20 protein-coding genes and 1 riboswitch are annotated in these 20,439 nt (G+C 60.1%); of the genes, 13 read left to right on the plus strand and 7 right to left on the minus strand.

Annotation, left to right across the window (positions count from 1 at the left end; all coding sequences use genetic code 11):
- The first annotated feature begins 9 nt into the window (after positions 1-9).
- From HXX25_RS07910 to HXX25_RS07925, 4 genes are all read left to right on the plus strand, one after another.
- Positions 10-888 (plus strand): hypothetical protein, encoded by an 879-nt coding sequence (locus tag HXX25_RS07910; RefSeq protein ID WP_187165399.1) that lies wholly within the window; start codon positions 10-12, stop codon positions 886-888.
- A gap of 386 nt (positions 889-1,274) precedes the next feature.
- Entirely contained in the window at positions 1,275-2,396 is a 1,122-nt protein-coding gene (locus HXX25_RS07915; RefSeq protein WP_187165400.1) for a hypothetical protein, read from the plus strand.
- Between the two features lie 38 nt (positions 2,397-2,434).
- Entirely contained in the window at positions 2,435-3,013 is a 579-nt protein-coding gene (locus tag HXX25_RS07920) for a ribonuclease HII (RefSeq protein WP_187165401.1), read from the plus strand.
- A gap of 118 nt (positions 3,014-3,131) precedes the next feature.
- A complete protein-coding gene (locus tag HXX25_RS07925; protein ID WP_187167788.1) occupies positions 3,132-4,160 on the plus strand; it encodes a site-specific DNA-methyltransferase in 1,029 nt (342 codons plus the stop codon).
- Here HXX25_RS07925 and HXX25_RS07930 read toward each other — a convergent pair.
- Positions 4,157-5,224, minus strand: a complete 1,068-nt coding sequence (locus HXX25_RS07930) for an A/G-specific adenine glycosylase (RefSeq protein WP_187165402.1) — start codon at positions 5,222-5,224, stop codon at positions 4,157-4,159. The genes HXX25_RS07925 and HXX25_RS07930 overlap by 4 nt on opposite strands.
- 47 nt (positions 5,225-5,271) lie before the next feature.
- Between HXX25_RS07930 and HXX25_RS07935 the strand changes: the two genes are divergently transcribed.
- The 9 genes from HXX25_RS07935 (at position 5,272) to HXX25_RS07975 (ending at position 13,439) form a co-directional block, all read left to right on the plus strand.
- Entirely contained in the window at positions 5,272-5,790 is a 519-nt protein-coding gene (locus HXX25_RS07935) for a DUF721 domain-containing protein (RefSeq protein WP_187165403.1), read from the plus strand.
- Between the two features lie 4 nt (positions 5,791-5,794).
- Positions 5,795-6,553, plus strand: coding sequence for a DsbA family protein (locus tag HXX25_RS07940; protein WP_187165404.1), 759 nt, complete (start codon positions 5,795-5,797; stop codon positions 6,551-6,553).
- A complete protein-coding gene (locus HXX25_RS07945) occupies positions 6,553-7,275 on the plus strand; it encodes a thioredoxin domain-containing protein (RefSeq protein ID WP_187165405.1) in 723 nt (240 codons plus the stop codon). The genes HXX25_RS07940 and HXX25_RS07945 overlap by 1 nt, the downstream gene beginning before the upstream one ends.
- A gap of 55 nt (positions 7,276-7,330) precedes the next feature.
- Positions 7,331-10,765 carry an AAA family ATPase gene (locus HXX25_RS07950; RefSeq protein WP_187165406.1) on the plus strand — a complete coding sequence of 1,145 codons (3,435 nt, stop codon included), beginning with the start codon at positions 7,331-7,333 and terminating at the stop codon, positions 10,763-10,765.
- A 110-nt stretch (positions 10,766-10,875) separates the two neighbouring features.
- Positions 10,876-11,208 (plus strand): AtpZ/AtpI family protein, encoded by a 333-nt coding sequence (locus tag HXX25_RS07955; RefSeq protein ID WP_233346600.1) that lies wholly within the window; start codon positions 10,876-10,878, stop codon positions 11,206-11,208.
- 10 nt (positions 11,209-11,218) lie between these two features.
- Positions 11,219-12,004 carry a F0F1 ATP synthase subunit A gene (locus tag HXX25_RS07960; RefSeq protein ID WP_187165407.1) on the plus strand — a complete coding sequence of 262 codons (786 nt, stop codon included), beginning with the start codon at positions 11,219-11,221 and terminating at the stop codon, positions 12,002-12,004.
- 48 nt (positions 12,005-12,052) lie between these two features.
- On the plus strand, positions 12,053-12,289 hold the full coding sequence (locus HXX25_RS07965) for a F0F1 ATP synthase subunit C (RefSeq protein WP_109260931.1): 237 nt from the start codon (positions 12,053-12,055) through the stop codon (positions 12,287-12,289).
- Between the two features lie 77 nt (positions 12,290-12,366).
- Positions 12,367-12,933 carry a F0F1 ATP synthase subunit B' gene (locus HXX25_RS07970; protein WP_233346601.1) on the plus strand — a complete coding sequence of 189 codons (567 nt, stop codon included), beginning with the start codon at positions 12,367-12,369 and terminating at the stop codon, positions 12,931-12,933.
- Between the two features lie 11 nt (positions 12,934-12,944).
- Positions 12,945-13,439, plus strand: coding sequence for a F0F1 ATP synthase subunit B (locus tag HXX25_RS07975; protein WP_187165408.1), 495 nt, complete (start codon positions 12,945-12,947; stop codon positions 13,437-13,439).
- A gap of 47 nt (positions 13,440-13,486) precedes the next feature.
- Here HXX25_RS07975 and HXX25_RS07980 read toward each other — a convergent pair whose 3' ends face one another.
- The 6 genes from HXX25_RS07980 to argS form a co-directional block, all read right to left on the minus strand.
- Positions 13,487-13,804, minus strand: coding sequence for a hypothetical protein (locus tag HXX25_RS07980; RefSeq protein ID WP_187165409.1), 318 nt, complete (start codon positions 13,802-13,804; stop codon positions 13,487-13,489).
- Positions 13,805-13,946: 142 nt separating this feature from the next.
- The gene (gcvPB, locus tag HXX25_RS07985; RefSeq protein ID WP_187165410.1) at positions 13,947-15,530 is read right to left on the minus strand and encodes an aminomethyl-transferring glycine dehydrogenase subunit GcvPB; all 1,584 of its coding nucleotides are present in this window, start codon (positions 15,528-15,530) and stop codon (positions 13,947-13,949) included.
- Positions 15,527-16,876 (minus strand): aminomethyl-transferring glycine dehydrogenase subunit GcvPA, encoded by a 1,350-nt coding sequence (gcvPA, locus tag HXX25_RS07990; protein WP_187165411.1) that lies wholly within the window; start codon positions 16,874-16,876, stop codon positions 15,527-15,529. The genes gcvPB and gcvPA overlap by 4 nt, the downstream gene beginning before the upstream one ends.
- A gap of 20 nt (positions 16,877-16,896) precedes the next feature.
- Positions 16,897-17,262: a glycine cleavage system protein GcvH gene (gene gcvH, locus HXX25_RS07995; protein ID WP_187165412.1), complete on the minus strand. Its 366-nt coding sequence runs from the start codon at positions 17,260-17,262 to the stop codon at positions 16,897-16,899.
- Positions 17,263-17,280: 18 nt separating this feature from the next.
- Positions 17,281-18,375, minus strand: a complete 1,095-nt coding sequence (gcvT, locus tag HXX25_RS08000) for a glycine cleavage system aminomethyltransferase GcvT (RefSeq protein ID WP_187165413.1) — start codon at positions 18,373-18,375, stop codon at positions 17,281-17,283.
- A gap of 150 nt (positions 18,376-18,525) precedes the next feature.
- Positions 18,526-18,616: riboswitch (glycine riboswitch) on the minus strand.
- 58 nt (positions 18,617-18,674) lie between these two features.
- Positions 18,675-20,438 (minus strand): arginine--tRNA ligase, encoded by a 1,764-nt coding sequence (gene argS, locus HXX25_RS08005; RefSeq protein ID WP_187165414.1) that lies wholly within the window; start codon positions 20,436-20,438, stop codon positions 18,675-18,677.
- Position 20,439 lies beyond the last annotated feature (1 nt).

The raw sequence follows: 20,439 nt of genomic DNA on the forward strand, positions 1-20,439 counted from the left end.
GAGACAAATATGCGCCGTATCGCCGTAATCATTCTGTGCGTGTTTCTGGCGTCCTGCTCGGAAACCGCCTGGGGCCCCATCGTCAAGATGATGATGGATGAGGAAATGGAGGCGCGCGTCGACGCCATCACCGACGAAGTTGTCGCGCGGGACATGGACGCCGTGCAATCGCGCCTCTCTCCCTCCATTTCCGCTGATGCAGCGCGGACCGGTTTAACTGACCTTTTCAATCATCTGCCGGAGGGAGAGCCCGAAAGCACGATGGCCATTTCCTATAATTGGCGCAGCAACACATCCTTGAACGACGGCCAGTCGGGCAGCACCCGATCCGCGACGATTGTGGTCCGTCTCGAATACGAGACCGCTATTGCCTATCTGACGATCGGACTGTTTGCCGCACCGGGCGACGATTATTCCATCAACACGCTGCGGGCCAATACGGTGGAATCCGGGGCGGCGGATAGTTCTGCCTATGCACCCGAGCGCCACACTATCTGGCACGCCGTTTTCGGCATTCTGGCGTTTGCCATGCCCCTATTCATCATCGGATCGCTGATCGCCATGTACCGCATGAAGCGGATCAAGCGCCGGATTATCTGGACCTTGCTCATGCTGGTTGGATATCCCGTCTTCGCGTTGAACTGGACGACGGGTGATGTCTGGCTGGCATCGCCCGGGGTCACGACGACGGCTAATTCCTGGCATCTCAGCCTGATCGACATCAAGTTTTTCGGGGCCGCTTTCGAGCAAATTCCGGGAACGGGCATGCTCGTCTGGGTCGCGGTGCCACTGGGCGCGCTGATATTCTGGATAAAGTATTCGACGGCGGGCATTACGCGCAAACCGCCAAAGGAAACACCGGCACCTCCCGCGAACACCGACGAATAACCCGCGCGATTTAAGACGCATATCAAGGGGTGGAATGTGTCCGCCTACGAGGCTCGCACTCGCGCGGCAATCAGGGCAGTTTGTTTTAAACCCCTCACCCTCGAAAGCCGCCCACTAATGTGGACGTCTTCCTCTACCCTCTCCCCTTCAAAAGGGAGAGGGAAAGAGCACGAAATTGCGGAAGCAATGAGCGGTCTGGGTGAGGGGTTTGAGTGCCGCGCCCAACCAATTCCGCAAAATTGGGGTTTGTTCTTGATATTATATTTAAAAATGACCAATATTCTATAGATAAGAAACGCTAATCAATCCACGGGCTGACGGAAAGATAAAGTATAAAGCTACGCACTTTCAAACACTAATACCATTACTTCTTGGAGTTTTCCAATATGAAGCGCTGGATTGCTGCAGTTGCTGCAGGGAGTGCAGTATCATTGGCCACGCTAGTTCGCTTTGGCGATGAATTTGCTGATGTATTTAGGTTGGCAGACGATGCCGCTAGAAGTACGGACGATTTCGGCAGATTGGCCCGCCATATGCCGGAAGAACAGGTAGCTGCTCTGAGCCACGCAGGTCGACTTAATATCAGAACATCGCAGGATTTTATTCAGTTTGTTTCCGCTCATTTGCCAACAGAAACCGCGCTTCTAAGAGCCACCTCACCATCGCGATCTACTGCCAGCTTTGTAGACATTCAAGACCAAACGATCCGCCTGATTCAAAGGTTCGACAATTACGGAACCGACAATGCAGTTCAGATCGTATATGGGATTCACGATAACCTGAATTTTCCGTCATTAATTGAAATTTACCTTCGAATGGAGAATGGACTCAGCAACTGTCAAACGGCCAGATGCTTATTCATTGATTATATTAAGAACCAGGAACCAGCTCTATACTTATTTCTTCTATCAACAATACCTCCAAATTCAACCGAAGGCATTAGCTCGGTTAGCATTGTTAACAATTATATTATACCAAGATATTTATTATACTATTTTTCGAATTCGAATAGGCATACTGCAGAACATATCGTTTGGCTCCGCGACACTGAATATCAACGGATTTTATCTCTCCCAAATCCGCTGGACGAATGCCCGCCCTCGATCAGTATGTGGAGCGGGGTCATGACTAGGCATGGCTGGGGTGAAGCAAAGTGGAATTTAATAGATCTTGATTTCTTGATCGAATTGCATACATCAACTCGAGACATTAATCCTTACAATGGGCGATATAATAATACAGAATCCGATGAAATGCTGGAAATTTACAATGAAGAGATAAATTATATTTCTGAACGAGTCGATTTCAATTACATTGGATTGCCAGATGATGAATGGTCTAGCGCCATCCAATGGAGCTCATACAGGTTTAGCAATATTAACCGTCATTATTGTGATATTGCATTTCATACACTTGTTTATAGGTCACAGCTTTCTCAACAAATATACTCCGATTACATTGTTTGGATTAATAATCGAATCGCGAACAATTTTGCCAATTCTCGGTAGTCGAAAATGGACGTGTTTGATAAAGAGATTTTCCAAAGTTGTACGATTACAACTTGAACGGCCCGATTTGCGGAATAGATGAGGCCGGACGGGGTCCGCTGGCGGGGCCGGTCGTCGCGGCGGCCGTGATATTGCGGGAGCCTGTCGACGGGCTGAACGATTCCAAGAAGCTCAGCGAGAAACGCCGGATCGCTCTGGCGCGCGAAATTCGCGAAACCGCCCTCTTCGGCGTCGGCATTGCCGAGCCGGAAGAGATTGACCGCATCAATATCCTGCAGGCAACCATGGTCGCCATGCGCCGGGCGGCCGTCAATCTGGGCGAAGTGCCAGCCGAATTCCTGATCGACGGCAACCGCACACCCGATCAAATGCCGGCTGCGGCCAGATTTATCATCGGCGGCGATGCACTCGAACCGAGTATTTCCGCCGCCTCCATCATTGCCAAAACCGTCCGCGATGAGCTGATGATCCGCGCCGCGCAGCGTTGGCCGGCTTACGGGTTTGAAGGCCACAAGGGTTATGGGGCCCGCACCCATCTCGACGCCATTGCCGCGCATGGCCCCTGCCCGATCCACCGGATGAGCTTCTCTCCCATGCGACAACCTGCATTCGTTTAACCGCCCGTTAGGCCCGAGGCGCGATTCTGGGCCTCAACAAGGTTAATTCGGGTGGAGTAAAGCAGTGACCGGCAAGCTGCCAGTAAATCAGATTCTGCAAGGCGAGTGCGTGGATATCATGCGCTCCCTGCCCGATGAATGCATTGATCTCGTCTTTGCCGATCCGCCCTATAATCTCCAGCTGGGCGGCGATCTGCATCGCCCAGACAATTCCAAGGTCGATGCGGTCGACAATGACTGGGACCAGATCGGTAATCATGATGATTACGACCTGTTTTCCTGTGCCTGGATGGAAGAAGCCAAGCGCATACTGAAGCCCAATGGCGCGATCTGGGTGATGGGCGCCTATCACAACATTTTCCGGCTCGGCACCTTCCTGCAGGATATGGGCTTCTGGATCATGAATGATGTGATCTGGCGCAAGACCAATCCGATGCCGAACTTCAAGGGCACGCGCTTCACCAATGCGCACGAGACCCTGATCTGGGCCGCCAAGACCAAGGACGCGCGGCCGACATTCAACTATGCCGCCATGAAGGCGCTGAATGACGGTGTGCAGATGCGTTCCGACTGGGTCCTGCCGATCTGCTCCGGCGGCGAGCGCATCAAGGCCAGCGATGGCAAGAAAGCGCACCCGACCCAGAAACCGGAAGCTCTTCTGCACCGCGTTCTGCTGGCGACCACGGCACCCGGTGACATTGTCCTCGATCCCTTTTTCGGCACCGGCACGACAGGCGCCGCGGCCAAGCGCCTGGGCCGCAAATTCATCGGCATTGAGCGCGAGGATGCCTATGTACAGGTCGCAACCGAGCGCCTAGAAGCGATCCGCCCGGCAGCGTCTGAAACGCTCGCCGTCACCAGATCCAAGCGCGCCGAAGTGCGCGTCCCCTTCGGCAATCTGGTCGAGATGGGCCTCGTAAAGCCCGGCGACACACTCTATTGTTCCAAGGGCAAGCGCACGGCGCGCGTCCGCGCGGACGGCTCCATCCTGTCCGGCAAGATTGAAGGTTCGATCCACAAGGTCGGTGCCGAGATCCAGAATGCGCCGTCCTGTAATGGCTGGACCTTCTGGCATATCCGCACCAAAGGCACCTTTACGCCGATCGACACGCTGCGCGCCGAAATCCGCGCCGCAATGGAAGCCTAGAGACTGGCCCGAACTGCCTTCTTCATCAGACTTGGCAAGGCCAGCTGATCCATATCGCTGACCGCATACCAGCCGCCTGTCTCCGGTTCCCAATCATCTGCGGCCTCGGCCCGCCACATCTGCAGGTCCAGCGTGAAATGCGTGAAAACGTGGCGAACCTGCCCTCTTGTGTCCCAGTCGGCGGCAAACGGCGCATGAGTTTTTGCCTCGGCATCAGACAGCACGTCTGGGCACCACTCCGTCGAGGGCACTTCCAGCATGCCGCCGAGCAATCCCCTGGGCGGACGTTTGCGCAGCCAGATCTGCGGGCCGCGAAAAACCGCAAACCCGACGGCCTGGCGATGCGGCCTGGCGGTTTTGGCTGCCTTGACGGGATACGCCTCCGGGTTGTCTTGCGCGCGGGCGACGCATTGCGTCTGCCAGGGACAGGACGGACAGGACGGCGAACGCGGCGTGCATACCGTCGCGCCCAGATCCATGTTCGCCTGCGCATAATCCCCCGGGCGATCGGGCGAAGCCAGCGCCGCGGCTATGCGTTTGATCTCCGGCTTTGAATGCCTGACCGGCAGAGGCAGGGCGCACAGCCGCGTGATCACCCGCTCCACATTGCCGTCAACGACGCTGGCCGGCAGATCGAACGCCGCCGCCCGGATCGCCGCCGCCGTATAGGGCCCAATCCCCGGCAGAGCCAATAGAGCCGCCTCGTCACTTGGAAACGCGCCCCCGGCATCGGATACGACGCGCGCGCAGGCCATCAGATTGCGCGCTCGCGCATAATAGCCCAGCCCGGCCCAGGCCGCGAAAACCTCGTCCTCGCTGGCGGCGGCAAGATCCTGTACGGCCGGCCAGCGCTCCAGAAATTTGAAATAATAGGGCGTCGCATGCGGCACGGTCGTCTGTTGCAGCATGATCTCCGACAGCCACACGGCATAGGGGTCCGCCACCCGGCCGCTCTCGCGGTCTTCCGGGCGAATGCGCCAGGGCAGGCTGCGCCCTTCGGCATCATACCAGTCCAGCAGACGTATGCGCATGTCGGCAATGGGAAGATCAGCTTCGGTTTTCATGGCGAATAAACTTGTCTTGTGCGCGTCCTCGGGCAACGATGATTGTCATGTCATCCTCACAACGCCCTACCTCTCTGGAGACTCTGGCCGCGCGCTATCTCAACAAGCGCAGGGGCAAACCAGCCTTTCGCGGCGCGCCGCCTGCCGGACGGGCTGCGGCGAAAATCCTGAAACCGCTCGCGATGAAATTCGGCCCCGGCACGGACCGGCTGGCCGAGCACTGGAGCGAAATTGTTGGCGACCGGCTGGCCGGATGGACCGCGCCGGATGCCATTCGCGGCGGCACGCTCTACATTATCGCCAAGGGTCCGGCCGGTGCCCTGATCGAAGCGGATGCACCGAGAATTCTCGAACGATTGAAGACACTTTCGGGCCATTCGGCTCCGACACGCCTGCGCGTCAAACAGGGCAATCCCCGCCCTGTGGGGGAGGGTTCGCACAAGGTTGTGAACCGCGAAGTGAAAAAAGACATGAGTGAAGGGGTAGAGATTGACCCGGATGCGCGGCTATCCTCTGCTCTGAAACGGTTTGAGCGGGCGAATGAGCGCCGCGAACGCGGAGAATGAACAAATGACATTTACACGCCGGGCTCTGGCCCTGACCTCGATTGCTACGGCTGCCCTTCTCGTGGCGTGCGGCGGAGGCGGATCCTCCTCGTCCGGAGGCGGAACCCAGTTTGAACGGGCCGGCGACCGGGCTATCGGATCGACCAACGCGCCTGTCACGCTGATTGAGTATGCCTCGACCTCCTGTCCGCATTGCGCCGACTTCCACGATGAAGTCTATCCGACCATCGAGTCGCGCTATGTCGAAACCGGACAGGTCCGCTTTGTATTCCGCGAAATGCTGACGGGTCAGCCGCAGCTCGCACAGGCCGGCTTCATGCTGGCACGATGTGCGCCTGAAGACCGCTATTTCGACGTCATTGGCCTGCTGATGGATCAGCAACAAGCCATCTTCCAGGCCGCCGGCAGCCCGACGGGGGCGCGCGGTGAATTCTGGAATATCGCACAGACGGTCGGGATGACGCGCGACCAGTTCAACGCCTGCATCACCGATGCGGAGCTGCGTCAGGCCGTTGGCGATGCGCACAATCAGGCCATCGAAGACGGCATTGATGGCACGCCGCGCTTTATCATCAACGGTCATGTTCTGGATGCGGACCGCACCGGCGGGCAGCTGGTCTATTACTGGAATGACGCGCCCCTCATGATCGGCGGCGAAACCGTGCCGGCCACCGTGGATCAGGAAACCTTCGTGCGTATTCTCGATCACTTCGTCGCTGAATCCGGCGGCACCGTCGCCCCTGCCGACACTCCGGAGGAATAATGACTTTCAGGCTTCTGACCCTCGCTTTCTGCACGCTTCTGCTGACAGGAAACGCCTCGGCGCAAACCCCTCATCCGGGCGAAGAACGTCCGGATGACCGGGCCATCGGTGAAGTCGATGCGCCGATCCGCATGGTGGAATACGCCTCAGTCGCCTGTCCGCATTGCCGGTCCTGGTATGAAACCGTCTGGCCCATGGTGCAGGACGAGTTCATCTCGACCGGCGAAATGCGCTTCATCTATCGGGAAATGCTGACCGGCCAGCCACAATTGGCCGCGATCGGTTTCATGATCGCGGACTGCGCGCCGGACGACCAGTATTTCAACGCCCTGCACCTGCTGTTCGAGACACAGACCGAGATTTTCGGGCTGGTTCAGGAACAGCAAAGCTCCGCCCCGGTCTATTACCGTGTGGCGAATGCGCTGGGTCTGTCTGAAGAGGAAGCAGATGCCTGCATTGAGGATGAAGCCATGCAACAACGTGTGCTGGCGCGGCATCAGCAATCGGTTGAAGACGGCGCGGGCGGCACTCCGGCCTTTTTTATCAACAATTATTTGTTGACCACAGACCCCACACCGGACGGGTTAGCGTATGTTTATCATGTGGATGGCGAGCCATTGATGCTGGATGGCGATCTGGTCCCTTCTACACATGATGCAGACACATTCCGCCGAATCATTCTGTATTTGGCCTATGAGCACGGTGAAGACACCGGCGAATAGGATGGGTCAGACGGCAGCCACACGGCATAGGACCGTCATGTAGGGACGGGACTGCGTGGAATTCAACTCACTCAGGCTGACCGGCTTCAAGTCGTTTGTGGACTCGACCGAGCTCTCGATCGAGCCTGGCCTGACGGGCGTGATTGGTCCCAATGGCTGCGGTAAATCCAACTTGCTGGAAGCTCTGCGCTGGGTGATGGGCGCCACCTCTGCCAAGTCCCTGCGCGGCTCGGGCATGGAAGATGTCATCTTCTCCGGTACCGATGCCCGCCCGTCGCGTGAGCATGCCGAGGTCAAGCTGGTGATCTCGAATGAAGACCGGACCGCGCCCGCCCGCTTCAATGACAACACCATTCTGGAAGTGGTCCGCCGCATCGTGCGGGGGGCCGGGTCGAGCTACAAGGTCAATGGCGAGGAAGTCCGCGCCAAGGACGTCCAGCTCCTGTTTGCCGATGCCGGCACCGGTGCCAACTCGCCCGCCCTCGTCCGTCAGGGACAGATCAGCGAACTGATCAATGCCAAGCCGGAAAACCGCCGCAAGGTGCTGGAAGAGGCCGCCGGCGTGTCCGGCCTGCGTGCCCGCCGCCATGAGAGCGAATTGCGCCTGAAAGGGGCCGAGACCAATCTCGACCGCTTGCAGGATGTGATCGACGAGCTGGAATCGCGTCAGGCTGATCTTGAGCGTCAGTCACGTCAGGCCGCCCGCTATCGCAAACTCTCTTCTGATATTCGCGGACTGGAAGCCGCGCTCTGGCTTCGCCGCTGGCGCGAGGCTGAAGCGGCTGTAGAAGCCGCAGCCGAAGCGCTGGACGCCTCGCGCGGCATTGCCAGCCAGGCCGCAGAAGCGGCAGCCTCTGCCAGTCTGGTCGCCGAGAAATCTGCGGCGGATCTGGACCCGCTGCGTCAGGCCGAAGCCGAAGCCAGCGCCGCCCTGCGCCGCATTGAACGCGAGCGCGATACGCTCGACCGGGATGCCGCCGATGCCGAACGTCACGTACAGTCGCTGGAACAACGCCTCGCCGATCTGACCGCCCAGATCGAGCGTGAAGGCCTGATCGGTGAGGACGCCGAGGCCGCCATCAGTCGCATCCGGGACGGCATTGCCGCGCTTGAAGCCGAAGCCGAAGGTGAAGCCGCGGCCATGGAAGCAGCCGCTGCATTGCGCGATGAACGCGATGCCGAGCGGCAGAAAAAGCAATCCGCACTCGATGATGCGTCCAACAGCTTTGCCGCCATTCGCGCCGAACGCGACGCCGCCGCGCGCAACCGGACACAGGCCGAACAACGCGTCTCCCGCCTCAATCTGGAACGCGATCGCGCCAATCAGTCCTTTGCTCTGCTGGGCGAAGGCGATGAGAGCGAACTGACCGCCATCATCAAGGCCGCAGAAGCCGCAGAAGCCGCTGTGGAAACGGCCCGCAATACACGCGACGCCGCCGAGGCCGCGCGCCTTGAGAGCGAAACGGCGGAACGGGCGGCGCTTGAACCTCTGAGCGCGCTTCAATCGGAAGCCTCGGCGCTGGAACGGGAAATCGCCACCCTCACCCGCCTTCTGGAACAGGACCATGTCGACGACCGCGCGCTCGATTCCATGCGCGCAGCCCCCGGATATGAAAAGGCGCTCGGCGCCGCACTGGGAGATGATCTGGAAGCCTCGCTGAACGAGGAATCTCCACGGCATTGGGGCGGAGAGGCGCAAAAAGCCGGTGATCTGCCGCGAGGCTGTGAGCCGCTTTCGAAATATGTCGATGCGCCCGCCGCGCTCACCGCTCGGCTGGACGCCATCGGCATTGCCGATTCGCAAAGCGCCAGTGAACTGGCAAAACACCTTCTGCCCGGACAGCGCCTTGTCACGCGGCAGGGCGATCTCTGGCGCTGGGACGGATATGTCTCGCGCGCGGACGCTCCTTCTGCCGCAGCTGCGCGCCTGGAACAACGCAATCGCCTTGAAACCGCCCGCCAGGAAGCCGCCACTCTGGACGAGAAAGCCGCGGCCGCGTCCGATGCCGTAGATGAAGCCCGCCTTGCCCTGGCACAGGCCCGCGAATTTGAACGCAAGACGCGCCAGCAGGCCGCCGATGCCGAACGCGCCGCGCGGGACGCCCAGTCGAAAGCCGCCGGCGCCCGGGAGAAAGCCGCCCGCGACAATGAGCGCCGGGCCGCCCTGTCGGCCGAAATCGATCGTCTGACCGCTGAATGCGAGGACGCCCGCGAACAATTGAAGACGGCCGAGGCCTCGCTTCAGGATGAAACCGGCCTCGCCGCCGCACAGGAAAACCTGACGGCCGCCCGTGAGGCCGCCGATCAGGCCCGCGCCGTCTTCGATGAGGCCCGTCAGGCCTACGAAGATCTCGCCCGCGCCTCAGCTGACCGGCAACGCCGGATCGCGGAAATGGGTCAGGAACGCGATGAATGGCAAACGCGGGCGCAAAGTGCCGCGACACGCCTCGATGAATTGACCACTGCCCACAATGAAACCGGAAAGGCGCTGGAAACCGCCCGTCTGAAGCCAGGCGAAATCCGTGAACGTCTGGGCAAGATCGGCGAAGCCCTCGCGGAAGCCGCGCGCCTTGCCGAAGAAGCCCGCGACCGGGCGCTGGGCGCTGAAACCGCCGCAAAGGCCGCTGATAGTGCCGCCCGCACGGCCGAGCGCGATGCCTCGACGGCGCGCGAGAAGCGCGCCGCCGATGAAGCCCGGCTGGCCGCGGCCAATGAACGCCTCGACGAAACCGATTCGCGCCTGCGCGAAGCGACGGGCGAGACCGCCCTTGTGCTGGCAGAGCGCGTTGATCCGGCCTTTGAAACGCTGGATCTGGATGATCTGGAACGCAAGCTCGACGGGTCCCGCCAGTCGCGCGAACGCCTCGGTGCGGTCAATCTGCGCGCCGATCAGGAGGCCACCGAGCTTCAGGAAAAACGCGACGAACTGGTTAGGGAACGCGATGATTTGCTGGCGGCGATTGATCGCTTGCGCAAGGGCATTGATGCTCTGTCGCGGGAAGGCCGGGCACGCTTGTTGGAAGCGTTTGAACGAATCGATCAGCATTTCCGCCAGCTCTTCGAAACCCTGTTTGAAGGCGGCCATGCCGAGCTGGCCCTGACCGAAAGTGATGACCCGCTGGAAGCCGGCCTTGAAATCTTCGCCTGCCCGCCGGGCAAGAAGATGGAGCGGATGTCGCTGATGTCCGGCGGCGAACAGGCCCTGACGGCATCGGCGCTGATCTTCGCGGTCTTCCTGTCCAACCCTGCCCCGGTTTGCGTTCTCGACGAAGTCGACGCGCCTCTCGATGACGCCAATGTCGATCGCTATTGCCGGATGCTGGATGAAATGCGCCGCCTCACGGCGACCCGCTTCCTCGTGATTACCCACAATCCGCTCACCATGTCGCGCATGGATCGGCTCTATGGCGTCACAATGGCGGAACGCGGCGTTTCGCAGCTTGTCTCTGTCGATCTCGCACGTGCGGAAGAACTCATCGCGGCTGAATAAATTTTCTCTTATTTTTCATAAGGATAATATGCGCATAGCTATGCTTGACTTGCCCTCCCCCCTTGTCTAGCTTGCGCGCGCTTTCCGGGGGTCCGGAGGGCAGCAAGATCATGATGTCCAGACGCGACGAACCAGACCGGAGCAATCCTGAAGATCACCTCGCCGATTTCGAGAAAAGGCTGTCCGCCAAGCTCGAAGCCCGGAGAGTGGAAGATCACAAATATGACCGCCCGCAGCAGGGTTGGGCGACAGGATTGAGGTACGGAACGGAGTTCATGGTTGGAGTATTGGTAGGGGCGTTAATCGGCTATCTGATTGACATCCTCTTTAATACCCTTCCGTTCGGATTGTTGATCGGGACTTTTTTGGGATTTGGTGCTGGGACGGTTAACGTCGTTCGAGCCGCAAAAGAACTGAGCGAACGCGCATCGCGCGAAAATTAAGGGGCCGGCCGTGGTAGACACGAACCCGATCAAGCAGTTCGAGATTCATGAAGTCGCTCCGCTGGAAATCGCGGGCCTCAATCTGGCGTTCACGAACTCTGCATTCTTCATGTTGCTGGCCACCGTCTCGGTGACGCTGCTGATGGTTCTGGCCACCAACAAGCGCGCCCTGGTGCCGGGCCGCGGCCAATCGGTTGCGGAAATCCTCTACGGCTTCGTGGCCGACATGGTGCGATCCTCGGCCGGCAATGAAGGGCTGCGCTTCTTCCCCTTCGTCTTCACGCTCTTCATCTTCATTCTGGCCGGCAACATGTTCGGCATGTTCCCGTATCTGCCGCTGCCGATCCCCGGTGTCGACAATCACAGCTTCACCATTACCAGCCACATCATTGTCACGCTGACCCTGTCCATGATGGTCATGACCATCGTCGTCGGCTTTGGCATTTACAAGAATGGCTTCAAATTCCTGAAGCTCTTTGTTCCTGCAGGCGTGCCGCCTGTTCTCTATCTTATCGTGACGCCGATCGAGGTCATTTCCTTCCTCTCGCGTCCGATTTCGTTGTCCGTGCGTCTCTTCGCAAACATGCTTGCCGGTCACATTCTCCTGAAAGTGTTCGCAGGCTTCATCATCATGCTGGCAAGTGCAGGCGCTGCCTGGGGTATTGTCGGTGTCTTGCCGTTTGCCATGGTGATCGGACTGACGGCGCTGGAATTCCTCGTGGCCTTCCTTCAGGCCTACGTGTTCGCCATTCTGACTTGCATTTATCTCAACGACGCGCTTCACCCGGCACACTGACGGGTAAAGCCGGACTATTTAACCGGACCGCTTACAAGGAGCTCCAAAATGGAACAGGGTCTTATCGATCTCGGAAAATACATCGGCGCTGGCCTCGCTTGCCTCGGCATGCTGGGCGCCGCCATGGGCGTGGGCAACATCTTTGGTTCCTTCCTGCAAGGTGCCATGCGCAACCCCGCCGCTGCTCAACAACAATTCGGCACGCTGATCTTCGGCTTCGCCGTGACGGAAGCCCTCGGCATCTTCTCGCTGCTGATCGCGCTTCTGCTTCTCTTCGTCGTCTAGAACGACAGACAACGTATTGGGCCGCGGGCTTGCCAGCCCGCGGCTGACGGTATTGTGCTAACGGAAAGAGTCGTCCCATGACGCTCATTGCGCTGATGAATCTGGCGGTCACCGCGGCTGAGGAAGCCGACGGCGGAGAGCATGAAGCCTCCGGCGTCTTCCCGCCATTTGATCCGACCTATTTTGCATCACAGATCTTCTGGCTCCTGATTTCCTTCGGGGCGCTGTATTTGCTGATGTCCCGGTGGGTCCTTCCGCGGATTGGCGGCATCATTGAAGAGCGCCGCGACCGGATTGCCGACGATCTGGATGCGGCTCAGCAGGTCTCTGCCGAGGCCGAGGAAACACGTTCAGCATACGAGCAAGCCTTGTCTGACGCCCGGGCTCGCGCCCACAGCCTGGCCGCGGATGCCAAGGCCGCCATGGACAAGGAAGTCGCTGCCGAGACCGCCGAGGTCGACGCCGCGATTGCCGCCAAGTCGGCCGAGGCTGAAAAGGCCCTGTCCGAAGCGCGCACCAGAGCGCTGGCCGAAGTGCGCACCATCGCATCTTCGACAGCCGCTGATGTGGCCAATCAGATTGGTGGACTGAGTGTATCCGAAGCGGATGCTGACAAGGTCATCACCGCCCTCGAAGGCCGGTAGGAGAAACGCGCATGACCTATCTCCTGAACGACACCTCATTCTGGGCCATGCTGGCCCTTGTCATTTTCTTTGGCATCCTCATCTGGGCCAAAGTCCCCGGCATTATCACCAAACAGCTTGATGACCGCGCCGACAAGATTCGCGGCGATCTCGACGAGGCCCGCCGCATGCGCGAAGAAGCGCAGGAATTGCTGGCCAGCTTCCAGCGCAAGCAACGCGAAGCCGAAGCCGAGGCCGAAGCCATCATCGAGCAGGCCAAATCCGACGCCAAGCATCTTCGCGAGGAGGCCCGCGTCGAACTGGCCGCCCGTATGGAGCGCCGCACCGCTCTGGCCGAGCAGCGCATCGCACAGGCAGAAGCCCACGCCGTCGCCGAGGTGAAGGCGCTCGCTGCGGACCTCGCAACGGATGCCGCCGCGCAGCTGATCGCCGAAAATACGAAGAAGGCCGATCATGCCAAGCGTCTGAAAGACGACCTGGCCGATCTGGAAATCAAGCTGAACTGATCCGCGCTTTTTTCGAATAAATGGAGCCCCGGCACGCCGGGGCTTTTTTATGTCTGACGGCTCGACGGACCGTCATCAGGACCATCGTCTTTTTCACCGAATACGCTTTTGACGCGCTGCCAGATACCGGGATGACGCTTCAGAAAACCGGTAATGATCCGGTGACCTGTGGCCGAACTGCCCGCAAGCATGAGGGCGCCAAGAATAAAGAGCGGCAAGCCGATCGGTATAAACGGTGTAATCACCGCCAGGGGTATGGAAATCACCATCAGGGCCAGGCCAAGCGCAATGCCGATCATCCGCAGAACCGTGGCAATGACGCTGCCCAGCGGCGTCTTGCTCATATTATTCAGCGTCTCGTTCATGGTCTTGCTTGCGTTCCTGACTCTCGGGTCAACGAGGTAGATGACTCTGCCTATTCGATCTTCAAGTCGGCGGATATCACCCATTCGACACATAAACAGTGAAAAAGTCCGGAATCAGGCAAAGCACTGACTCCGGACTGATTTATTCAGCGGCTTGCAGATCGTCCGCCGTTGGCGTCCAGCGCAGCACAGGCTGCCGTGCAGCACGGGTTTCATCGAGGCGGCGCATGGGCGCATGGATCGGGGCAGCCTTGAACCGATCCGCTTCTCCCGCGCTGGCCGCTTCTGCCAGACCCAGCAGGACATCGCAGAACCGGTCAAGACCGGATTTTGATTCCGTCTCCGTCGGCTCGATCAGCATCGCGCCATGTACGACCAGCGGGAAATACATGGTCATGGGGTGATAGCCCTCATCGATCATGGCTTTAGCAAAATCGAGCGTGGTGACACCGGTGTCTTTCAGGAAGCGATCATCAAACAGCGCCTCGTGCATACATGTGCCCTCAAAGGCCGGGGTCATGACATCCTTCAGACGGGCCAGAATGTAATTCGCATTCAGCACCGCATCTTCCGATGCCTGTTTCAGGCCATCCGAGCCGTGGCTCATCATATAGGTCAGGGCGCGGGTAAACATGCCCATCTGGCCATGGAAGGCCGTCAGGCGGCCAAAAGGCCGGGCGCCGGAACCGTCCACATCGGACAGGTTCTCGGCCATTTTCAGCTCGGCTCCGTCCGCCGTTTTCACGACAAAAGGCAAAGGCGCAAACGGCGCCAGCGCTTCGGAGAAGACGGTCGGGCCTGAACCGGGACCGCCACCGCCATGCGGGGTGGAGAAGGTCTTGTGCAGGTTGATGTGCATGGCATCAATGCCGAGATCGCCCGGCCGCACGCGGCCGACGATGGCGTTGAAATTCGCCCCGTCACAATAGAAATAGCCACCCGCCTCATGGATCAGGTCGGCAATCTCCTTGATGTCGCGCTCAAACAGGCCGCACGTATTCGGATTGGTCAGCATGATGCCGGCGACATCATCGCCCAGCTTGGCCTTGAAGGCCTCCATGTCGACCCGGCCGGTCTTGTCGGCCGGAATCTCGTCGGTGAAGAAGCCGCACTGGACCGCCGTCGCCGGATTCGTGCCATGGGCCGATTCCGGCACCAGCACGCGGCGGCGGCCGGTTTCACCGCGCGCATCCAGCGCCGCGCGGATCGCCATCATGCCGCACAATTCGCCATGCGCGCCGGCCTTCGGGCTCATGGCGACTGCCGGTGTATTGGTCAGCACCATCAGCCAGTGCGCCAATTCCTCGATCAGCTTGTAGGCGCCCTGCACCGTTTTTTCAGGTTGCAGCGGATGAATGTCGGCAAAGCCCGGCAAGCGCGCCATCTTCTCGTTGAGGCGGGGATTATGCTTCATCGTGCAGGAGCCAAGCGGATAGAGGCCCAGATCAATCGCATAATTCTTGCGGGACAGGCGCACATAATGGCGCATGGCTTCCGGCTCAGCCAGACCCGGCAAACCAATCGGGCCCTCGCGCTTCATTCCGCCCAGACGGTTTGGTCCGCCCTTTGGCGTTGGCAGGTCAACGCCGGACACATCCAGCGAGCCGCGTTCAAACAATAGCGGTTCGGCCTGATCCAGACCGCGCGAACCGGATAGTGTTTCATACCCGCCCGGATCAATATCGTGCTCGATGCGGGTTGGACGACCTTGTGTGTTCATGCTCATGCCAACACCTCCCGCAGGGCGGTTTCGAACGCCGCCAGATCCTCTGGCGTATTGGTTTCGGTGGCCGCGACGATCAGCACATCGTCCAGTCCGCCGCCCGGATAGAGGCGCGAGGCCGGCACACCACCCAGAACGCCCTTGTCGACCAGCGCGTCCACGACGTCCGCGGCCGGCCTGGTCAGGCGCAGGGCAAATTCATTGAAGAAGGTGTCGGTCAAGAGATCGACGCCTTCAATCGCGCCCAGACGGTCCGCGAGATCGCAGGCCGTTTCATGGTTCAGCTGCGCCAGCGTCGTCAGGCCTTTTTCGCCCAGCAGCGTCATGTGAATGGTGAAGGCCAGCGCACACAGGCCGGAATTGGTGCAGATATTCGAGGTCGCCTTGTCGCGGCGGATATGTTGCTCGCGCGTGGAAAGCGTCAGCACATAGCCGCGGCGGCCATCGGCATCGACGGTTTCGCCCGCCAGACGGCCGGGCAGATTGCGAATGAAATTGCGATCGTTTTTACAAGCAAACAAACCGACATACGGCCCGCCGAAATTGAGACCGACGCCGATCCCCTGCCCTTCGCCTACGGCGATATCCGCGCCCATTTCGCCCGGCGACTTGACGAGGCCCAGCGAGACCGGCTCGGTGAAGACGGCAATGACCAGCGCCCCGTGCGCATGCGCCTTCTCGGAGATATCTGTCAGGTCATGCAGGCGGCCGAATACATCCGGGGTCTGGATGACCACACAGGCCGTCTCGTCATCAATCGCCTCGGCAATACCCGACAGACCGCCCGGATCCGGATCGGTGGAGGCGATGTCGATATCCAGATATTTCGCCGATGTGCGCGTCGTCTCGGCGTAATGCGGGTGAAGGGACCCGGCGAGGACCGCTTTCTTGCGCTTGGTGACGCGGGCCGCCATCAACACGGCTTCGGCACAGGCCGTGGAGCCGTCATACATGGAGGCATTGGCGACATCCATGCCGGTCATGAGCGCAACCTGTGTCTGGAATTCGAACAGGGTCTGCAACGTGCCCTGGCTGATCTCCGGCTGGTAGGGCGTATAGGCCGTCAGGAATTCCGAGCGCTGGATCAGATGATCCACCGTGGCGGGAACATGGTGCTTGTAGGCCCCGGCCCCGACAAAGAAGGGCACGCTGGAGGCTGCCGTATTCTCGCCCGCCAGTTTCGACAGCGCGCGCTCCACCTGAAGCTCGGTCTGATACGCCGGAAGGCCGACCGGCCCGTCCAGACGTGCCGCCTCCGGTACATCGGTAAACAGCTGGTCGATCGACGACACACCGATCCGTTGCAGCATGTCCTGCCGGTCAGCCGGCGTCAGGGGGAGATATCGCATCCGCTTGTCCTGTCAGAGATTTAGGAGATATGCGCCGCATAGGCGGCTTCATCCATGAGGCCGTCCAGCTCGCTTGTGTCGCTGAGCTTCAGCTTCACGAACCAGCCATCGGCATCGGCACTTTCATTGACTTTCTGGGGCTCGCCTTCGAGTTCGCTATTGACCGCGACAATCTCGCCGGAGACCGGCGCATAGACTTCGGATGCGGCCTTCACCGATTCCACAACGGCCATTTCGTCACCCTGGTCGAAGGATTTGCCGACATCCGGCAATTCGACAAAGACGACATCGCCCAGTTGTTCGGCGGCATAGGCGGTGATGCCGACGGTAGCGGTGTCGCCATCGACTTTCACCCATTCATGATCCTTGGTGTATTTCACGCTCATCGCGTCCTCCCCTGTTGGCTATTCGCCCCGATAATAACGTTGTGCAACGAAAGGCATTTTCGCCACTTTTGCCGGCCGCGCCTTGCCGCGCAGCAGAATCTCGATGTCTGTGTCCGCAACGGCGTGTTCCGTGTCGATATAGGCCATGCCCACAGGGCCGCCCACCGTCGGCCCGAAACCGCCGGATGTGACAATACCAATGGACTGCCCGTCCTTGACGATCTCGGCCCCTTCGCGCGCCGGAGCGCCGGCCATGGTGAAGCCCACCCGCTTGCGCGCCGGCTTGTCGGCGAACATCTTCATAACCAGCGGGGCGCCAGGGAAGTCCAGCCGCTCGCGGCGCGGCTTGGCAACCGCCCACATCAGAACCGCCTCGACCGGCGTCGTCTCTTCATTCATGTCATGACCATAAAGGCAGAGTCCGGCTTCAAGACGCAGCGAATCCCGCGCGCCCAGACCGATCGGCTTGACCCGCTCATCGGCGAGAATTCTCTGTGTAATATCCGCCGCCCGGTCTGCCGGAATGGAAATTTCAAAACCGTCCTCGCCGGTATAGCCGGAGCGGGAGACGTAGATCTCCACGCCATCCAGCGTGAAGACGCCGCACTGCATGAAAATCAGCTTCGCCGCATCGGGTACCAGCGCGCCAAACGCGTCGGCCGCCTGCGGCCCCTGCAGAGCGATCAGGGCGCGATCCTCGATGACGCGCAGCTCACCCATTCCGGCGGTGTTTCTGGCAATGTGGGCGAAGTCATCGCCCTTGGTGGCCGCATTGACGACCAGAAAGAGACCATCTTCCCCGAACGGGCGCGACACCATCAGATCATCGCGAATGCCGCCCTGCTCGTTCAGGAGCAGCGTATATTTCTGTTCGCCCGGTTGCAGCGCCGAAAGGTCCGCCGTGACCAGCTTTTCAAGCGCCGCTTCATCGCCGGTATAATGCGCCTGACCCATATGCGAGACATCAAACAGGCCGGCGGCATCACGGGTGCGATTATGCTCGGCCATGATACCGTCATACTGAAGCGGCATGTCATAGCCCGCAAACGGGACGATCTTCGCGCCCAGCGCGACATGAAGGTCAAAGAGCGGTGTCTGCAGCGTATCCGTCATATTCTCGGGCCCCGTTTCCGGCATGTCCGGACTGTCCGGACGGCCCCCGCTGTCTTAATGACCTGAGAGATTCCGCAGGAAGAAGGACAATCCCTCTCCGGCTTGCTCCGTCGGTGGGACGCCGTATCCGGCGCCCGCTTTCCAGCGTTTCGTCATCCCGCGGTCCATTTGCCTGAGCGTTTCCGGGGCGGTTGCGCCTTCGGCGCCGGCCTTATTCGCCGGTCTCTCCCGCGGGGACGGGAGAAATGAGGTTTAGAGCGCGCGTATACAGAGTCAATCGCGCACAGCCGGTTTGCTGCTTACATCTTCTCCGGCGCGTCCATGCCTATCAGTGACAGCGCGATTTCCAGCTGTTTCAGCGTGGTTTGCGCCAGTGCCAGCCGCGATGACCGGATGGCTTCGTCTTTTTCCGGCAGGATCGGACAGGCCGCATAGAAGGACGAAAACGCCTGCGCCAGCGAATACACATGATCGCAAATGTGATTCGGTGCCCGCAGATCATAGGCGCGTTGCAGGGCCGCATCGAAGCCATCCAGACGGCGCACCAGGGCCGCCTCGGCCGGATCGGTGATCCGGATCGGCCCCGCCTTCAGCCCTTCGGCTTCGGCCTTGCGCATGATCGATTTCACCCGCACGGCCTGATACAGGAGATAAGGGCCGGTCTTGCCTTCAAACGAGATGAAGCGGTCCAGCTCGAAAATATAATTCGTGGTCCGGTAGTTTTGCAGGTCGGCAAACTTGATTGCGGCATTGGCGACCATGCGGGCAACCCGGTCGAACTCGTCAGCGGACAATTCCGCCCCGAGCCCCGCCTCGTTCAGACGGGCGCGCGCGCGCTCATAGGCCTCACTGATCAGGTCGGCGAGCCGGAATGTGCCGCCCGCGCGCGTGCGCAGGCGCTTTCCATCCGGGCCGTTGACCGTGCCGAACTTGATGTGCTCCAGCGAATCTTCCACCGCGAGGCCGGCCTTGTAGGCGGCGCGATAGACCTGCTCGAAATGATCCGACTGGCCCAGATCCACGACATAGAGGATCAGATCCGGATCATAATGCGTCTTCCGGTCCTGAATGGTGGCGAGATCGGTCGTGCCATAAAGGGCAGACCCCTGGGATGAAACAAGGATCAGTGGCGCCAGCTCCTTCTTGTCGTCCTCGCGGGCGACACGCACCACCCAGGCACCGTCCGATTTTTCGGCCACGCCGCGCGCCTTGAAATCCTCGACCAGAGCGGGGATCAGGTCATTGACGTCGCTTTCGCCTTTCCACAGGTCGAAATGCACGCCCAGCGCATCGAAATCATGTTTCAGAGCGGCGATGGACACGGCGATGAAGTGCGCCAGCAGCGCCCGGTATCCCCGGCGTCCGGCCTGCAATTCCGCCGTCGCCTTGCGCGCCAGCGCCGCACGGGCCTCGTTGTCCTTCGCGGCGGCGGCTGCTTGCGGATACAGCCGGGACAAATCCTCGATCGTCACTGGCGGCTCGGACGGATATTCGCCGGCAAAGTCCGCATCAAAATACGGCAGGTCCGGTTGTTCGGATTGCAGCTCGGTGACCAGCAATCCCATCTGATAGCCCCAGTCACCCAGATGAATGTCCGAGATCACCGTGTCACCGCGGAAGCGGAAGAGGCGCTGCAGACTGTCGCCCAGCACAGAGGAGCGCAAATGCCCGACATGCATCGGCTTGGCCACATTGGGCCCGCCAAAATCGATCATCACGGTTCGCGCCGCTTCGACCAACGCCGCCCCGGCCCGGTCATCCGCCACGATTCCATTGGCCTGCGCCTCGTAAACGCTTGTCGCCGGCGTGATATTCAGAAAGCCCGGCCCGGCGATTTCCAGCTCGGCAATCAGCGCATCGCCGTCAAGCTGCGCCGCAATATCGTCTGCGACCGCGCGCGGTGCCTTCTTGGCCAGCCTGGCCGCCGCCATGGCCCCGTTACATTGATAGGGCGCGAGGTCAGGCCGGTCCGATTCGGTGCATCGTCCGAGATCAGCCGGCAATCCAATAGCCTCGAACGCCGCACCGATACGGGCGGACAGCTGATCAACGATAGACGTCATG

The organism is Hyphobacterium sp. CCMP332 (assembly GCF_014323565.1).
In the GTDB taxonomy this organism is placed as follows: Bacteria; Pseudomonadota; Alphaproteobacteria; order Caulobacterales; family Maricaulaceae; genus Hyphobacterium.

Coding starts and splice junctions, on each gene's coding strand:
- HXX25_RS07915 (WP_187165400.1), top strand. CDS start 1,275: ATGAAGCGCTGGATTGCTGCAGTTGCTGCAGGGAGTGCAGTATCATTG.
- HXX25_RS07945 (WP_187165405.1), top strand. CDS start 6,553: ATGACTTTCAGGCTTCTGACCCTCGCTTTCTGCACGCTTCTGCTGACA.
- HXX25_RS07910 (WP_187165399.1), top strand. CDS start 10: ATGCGCCGTATCGCCGTAATCATTCTGTGCGTGTTTCTGGCGTCCTGC.
- gcvPB (WP_187165410.1), bottom strand. CDS start 15,530: ATGAGCATGAACACACAAGGTCGTCCAACCCGCATCGAGCACGATATT.
- HXX25_RS07965 (WP_109260931.1), top strand. CDS start 12,053: ATGGAACAGGGTCTTATCGATCTCGGAAAATACATCGGCGCTGGCCTC.
- HXX25_RS07935 (WP_187165403.1), top strand. CDS start 5,272: ATGTCATCCTCACAACGCCCTACCTCTCTGGAGACTCTGGCCGCGCGC.
- HXX25_RS07980 (WP_187165409.1), bottom strand. CDS start 13,804: ATGAACGAGACGCTGAATAATATGAGCAAGACGCCGCTGGGCAGCGTC.
- HXX25_RS07940 (WP_187165404.1), top strand. CDS start 5,795: ATGACATTTACACGCCGGGCTCTGGCCCTGACCTCGATTGCTACGGCT.
- HXX25_RS07970 (WP_233346601.1), top strand. CDS start 12,367: ATGACGCTCATTGCGCTGATGAATCTGGCGGTCACCGCGGCTGAGGAA.
- gcvH (WP_187165412.1), bottom strand. CDS start 17,262: ATGAGCGTGAAATACACCAAGGATCATGAATGGGTGAAAGTCGATGGC.
- HXX25_RS07925 (WP_187167788.1), top strand. CDS start 3,132: ATGCGCTCCCTGCCCGATGAATGCATTGATCTCGTCTTTGCCGATCCG.
- gcvT (WP_187165413.1), bottom strand. CDS start 18,375: ATGACGGATACGCTGCAGACACCGCTCTTTGACCTTCATGTCGCGCTG.
- HXX25_RS07955 (WP_233346600.1), top strand. CDS start 10,876: ATGATGTCCAGACGCGACGAACCAGACCGGAGCAATCCTGAAGATCAC.
- gcvPA (WP_187165411.1), bottom strand. CDS start 16,876: ATGCGATATCTCCCCCTGACGCCGGCTGACCGGCAGGACATGCTGCAA.
- HXX25_RS07975 (WP_187165408.1), top strand. CDS start 12,945: ATGACCTATCTCCTGAACGACACCTCATTCTGGGCCATGCTGGCCCTT.
- HXX25_RS07930 (WP_187165402.1), bottom strand. CDS start 5,224: ATGAAAACCGAAGCTGATCTTCCCATTGCCGACATGCGCATACGTCTG.
- argS (WP_187165414.1), bottom strand. CDS start 20,438: ATGACGTCTATCGTTGATCAGCTGTCCGCCCGTATCGGTGCGGCGTTC.